This window comes from Vibrio sp. V39_P1S14PM300, assembly GCF_009904765.1.
GTDB lineage: Bacteria > Pseudomonadota > Gammaproteobacteria > Enterobacterales > Vibrionaceae > Vibrio > Vibrio proteolyticus.
The window spans coordinates 1-3,744 of sequence record NZ_WXWP01000110.1 but is presented as its reverse complement, the minus strand read 5'-3'; the positions used below and the strand labels follow the sequence as shown (position 1 = coordinate 3,744).

Sequence of the window (3,744 nt, the reverse complement as noted above, 5' to 3'; positions counted from 1 at the left end):
TCATAGACTCGCGTCACGATTATGAGCAGCAACACGAATGCGCCTGAACCCACTGACGTCGCCACATCAGTAGGTTTATCGTTGAATGATTGATAGGAATGAATATGGGGGGATGTGCGCTTTTACTTAGCAAATATTACATTGGAACCGAAATTATGGTTAGTAAGTAGCAGGGTCCTCTCATTGATTGCCTGCACTTTCCAGCTTTGCTGATTTTCGATCCGATAAAACTCAGCGATGAGATCCATTTGCGATGATGAGAGTACTTCGGGTACAGACGAAGTAACATGGAACTCTTTAGCTGCCGTCATAATGTAGTTATCGCGCGAGCTCCAAGTCCCGGTATCGGAGATCTGTAACGCGTCTCTATTTTTAGAACGTTGCGTCAAAATAAGCAGTTGGGTCATACGAGTGTACGTACCATCCGATAAAAACTTTATGGAGGCGTGTATATCTATCTGACGTATTGGCCCAACAACGAGCTCTCGCTCAAGAGGCGGAATCAAGGTTGTTAGTGTCATTTCCCACTCTCGGGCTGTTAACGTACGGTGCAAATCTGAGCGACCAATAACAAATATCAATAAACTTAGTAATACAGAGCACGCCACGCTGATCCGTACATATTTCTTTTTCATTCTCATACTCCGGTTTGGCAGACAACTTCAGGCGTGCTGTATGAATAAAAAATAAGGGTTTGGTTTTTATCAGAACTCGGCAAAAAATGAATTAAGTTCAACATGACTTCACGGTCAGGATCTCCAGTGACGACGACTCTCTCAAGCTGCTGCGAATCCGAATAAGTCCGAATATAGTGACCAATACAGTGGTCTACTTGTTCTAACCAGCGAATGAGTTCCGGCTGCTCATCAGGTACTTCAATCTCCACATCATCAATCGTGGCATAGCGCATGACGTTGTCGTAAGGAGAAAGAGTTAGGCAATAAGAGATCAAAGGCAGGCTTAACATCAAGGCGATAAACAACCCATTAAGCCATACCGGAACAATATACGGACGTCTGCCCTTTTCTGGTGAGTCCATCACCTCAGGCTGAATATCGTCGTCAAACGGCTGGCTGTCATCCGGGTTTTCAGAGCTTATCATCCACTCAGTGCTCTCAATGTCAGCTTTATCTGGCGATCTTGAGATCACTAGTTCAACTGTACAGATCAACTGATAACCACGCTTTGGCACTGTTTTGACGAAAAAAGGCGACTTAGTCGAGTCTTTTAGTACTTTTCTCAAAACTGAAACAGCTTGGGTAAGGCTCGAATCATCGACTTCAAAGCCTTTCTGACGCCATACAAACTCTAATAGTTCTTCGCGTGTCACAATTTTCTGCTGATGAATGCACAACGCCAGCAATATCCGCCCTTCATTGCTCCCCAAGTGAAACAAACGTTTGTCGTCATGGATATCCACCAACGTATTGCAGTTCGGATCAAACTGATACTGCTCAGCAAGAATAAACTTTGTTTTAAAACCATCGTTTATGTTAGTTAACTCCATTTTTCACCACGTTATCGTCACTATTACGTCAAATGTTCTAGCTATAACGTCGCGGAGTATATCATCTTAATGAATTAACACAACGATCGTTATCTTAATGATGATCACAAATTAAGACGCATTAAAGAAAAGGGCTATCGTTCAAAACCGCATAAGGTCACTGTTGACGTGTGGAATTTTCATTTTCGTGGGGAAACAGCACATTCACCCGACAAATACGTCCTAAATGTGCACCCTAGTGTTTGAAATTGCTGAATTATAATGCCGGAGAGAAAGTGGATCATCGGGCCATTTCCGGCTTGAGACGTTAGCCGCCAGACACAACCACTTTAAGAATAATAAACAATATACAGGGCGATATGATGAATCTACTAAACCTATTCAAAGGCGAAGAGGCGACCGTGTGCTACGAGTTAAACGGATGCGCTGCCGATAAAAAACTGGGGATCGCGGTTCGCGGCTCGGTTGATCTCAAACACCTGAGAACACCGAATGACGTATCAGTTAAAGATGCGTTTATGGCCGGGACCATTGACGCCATTATCGAAAAACTGGGCAGTATGGAAGACGCGACGCCGCGCTATTTCTACGTCACAAATCGTTATGACAGCATTAAAATCTGGATCAATAAAAGCAGCAAGGAACTGAACGCAGCGACAGCCTGCCCATTTGGCAACGCTATCGTTCACAATACCGGTCATCTGATCATGACTGCGGCTACCGCCGGTTTTGCTGACACCGTCAGTCCGATACTAAAAACGGCACTCGAATCACCACTCGGTGCCAATAATGCGCAATACGCTGCTCAAGCGGCTGAAACCATCATGAGTAAAGCGGCGGGACAATTCTCACCGGTAGGTAAGAATGCGTCAGCCAGCACAGACGCAGAGGCGACCGGCTTTAGCCTGGCAAAAGGCCTGCTCACAGATGCCAAATACTTGGTTAATGGCACTCGTCAGGCGCTCAAGGGCAACAAGAACAGTGATGTGAACTTCACCGGTATGCCCGTAGAAACGCCACCACACAAAGACAAAACCAAGCGCAGAAATAAAATTAAATCGCTGATACACAAAGCAAAGCAAGTCGTCAGCCCGGAAAAGTTGATCATTCGTGTTGGCTCTGAGTTCAATAAGCATCATGCCGGAACCGTGATTGATCTTGGCGTCCGAGCAATCTCATTCCACGATCTGATCGAGTTTCTGACGTACTACGCCGAAGAGCACAAACTGGTGAATTGTTTTCACGATCGCTCTGGCGAGAACGGCCTGACAAATCGGGTGAACGTCATTTGAGTGAAAAAGAGCGACCCGATGGTCGCTCTTTTTCTTTGGCGGCTTTACGCCGGCTCAACATGGATCAATACCTCAGCATTCGGCAACACTGCCATGATGGCCGCTTCGATTTCATCGCACTTCTGATGCGCACGTTCAACGCACATCTGTTTCGGCACGGTGAGATGGAAATCGATGTGACGGCGGCGCCCCGCATAGCGGGTACGCAGTTGATGGTAATCTACGCCGGGTCCACACGCGTTGCGGATGGTTTCCATCGTCAGAGCCAGCTCTTGCTCAGAAATACTGTGGTCAAGCAAAGGCCGAAACGCATTACGCAACATGTCAAAGCCTTCCCGGGTGATGAACAGCGCCACACCAATGGCAACCACTGAATCAATAAAGTACCAATGATAACCAAAGTAGCTGGCGATCAGCATCAGCCCCAATCCCGCCGCCACCCCCACAGAAGTCAGCACATCGGCTTTCAGATGCAACGCATCCGCTTCCAGAGCGACAGACTCTTCTTCTCGCGCCACCCGGTATAGATGTTGTGAGACCAAAACGTTGATCAAAGCGGAAACCAACATCACAACCACCCCTAATCCCATTGCACTGACAGGTTGTGGATCAAGCAGTTTTTCTACCGCCTCGTAGACTATCCAGCCCGCCGCGCCCAGAATCAGCAGGGCTTCCAATACTCCAGAAACGTTCTCAATTTTGCTGTGCCCGTAAGGATGATTGGCATCCGGAGGTAAATCCGATTGACTCACGGCAAACAATGCAATCAACGCCGCAATCAAATCCATGGCTGAATGTATCGCTTCCGAAATGATACTCACCGAGCCACTTACGATGCCGACCATTACTTTCATCACAATAAGTCCGCTGTTCGAACAAACCGAAAGAAGTGCAGCGCCAGTTTTACGATTCATAACATAACTCCACAAAAGTGACCTTTCTCAC

The 3,744-nt window shown here is 46.8% G+C and carries 4 protein-coding genes; 1 reads left to right on the top strand and 3 read right to left on the bottom strand.

What is annotated here, in order from left to right; all coding sequences use genetic code 11:
* Positions 1–122 precede the first annotated feature (122 nt).
* On the bottom strand, positions 123–635 hold the full coding sequence (locus CAG65_RS05215; RefSeq protein WP_161452640.1) for a regulatory protein ToxS: 513 nt from the start codon (positions 633–635) through the stop codon (positions 123–125).
* Between the two features lie 2 nt (positions 636–637).
* Positions 638–1,507 carry a winged helix-turn-helix domain-containing protein gene (locus tag CAG65_RS05210; protein WP_161452638.1) on the bottom strand — a complete coding sequence of 290 codons (870 nt, stop codon included), beginning with the start codon at positions 1,505–1,507 and terminating at the stop codon, positions 638–640.
* Between the two features lie 359 nt (positions 1,508–1,866).
* On the opposite strand from CAG65_RS05210, the gene CAG65_RS05205 reads away from it, so the two are divergent.
* A complete protein-coding gene (locus CAG65_RS05205; protein WP_237668754.1) occupies positions 1,867–2,799 on the top strand; it encodes a hypothetical protein in 933 nt (310 codons plus the stop codon).
* A gap of 44 nt (positions 2,800–2,843) precedes the next feature.
* Here CAG65_RS05205 and CAG65_RS05200 read toward each other — a convergent pair whose 3' ends face one another.
* Positions 2,844–3,713 carry a cation diffusion facilitator family transporter gene (locus tag CAG65_RS05200; RefSeq protein WP_040902909.1) on the bottom strand — a complete coding sequence of 290 codons (870 nt, stop codon included), beginning with the start codon at positions 3,711–3,713 and terminating at the stop codon, positions 2,844–2,846.
* Between the last annotated feature and the right edge of the window lie 31 nt (positions 3,714–3,744).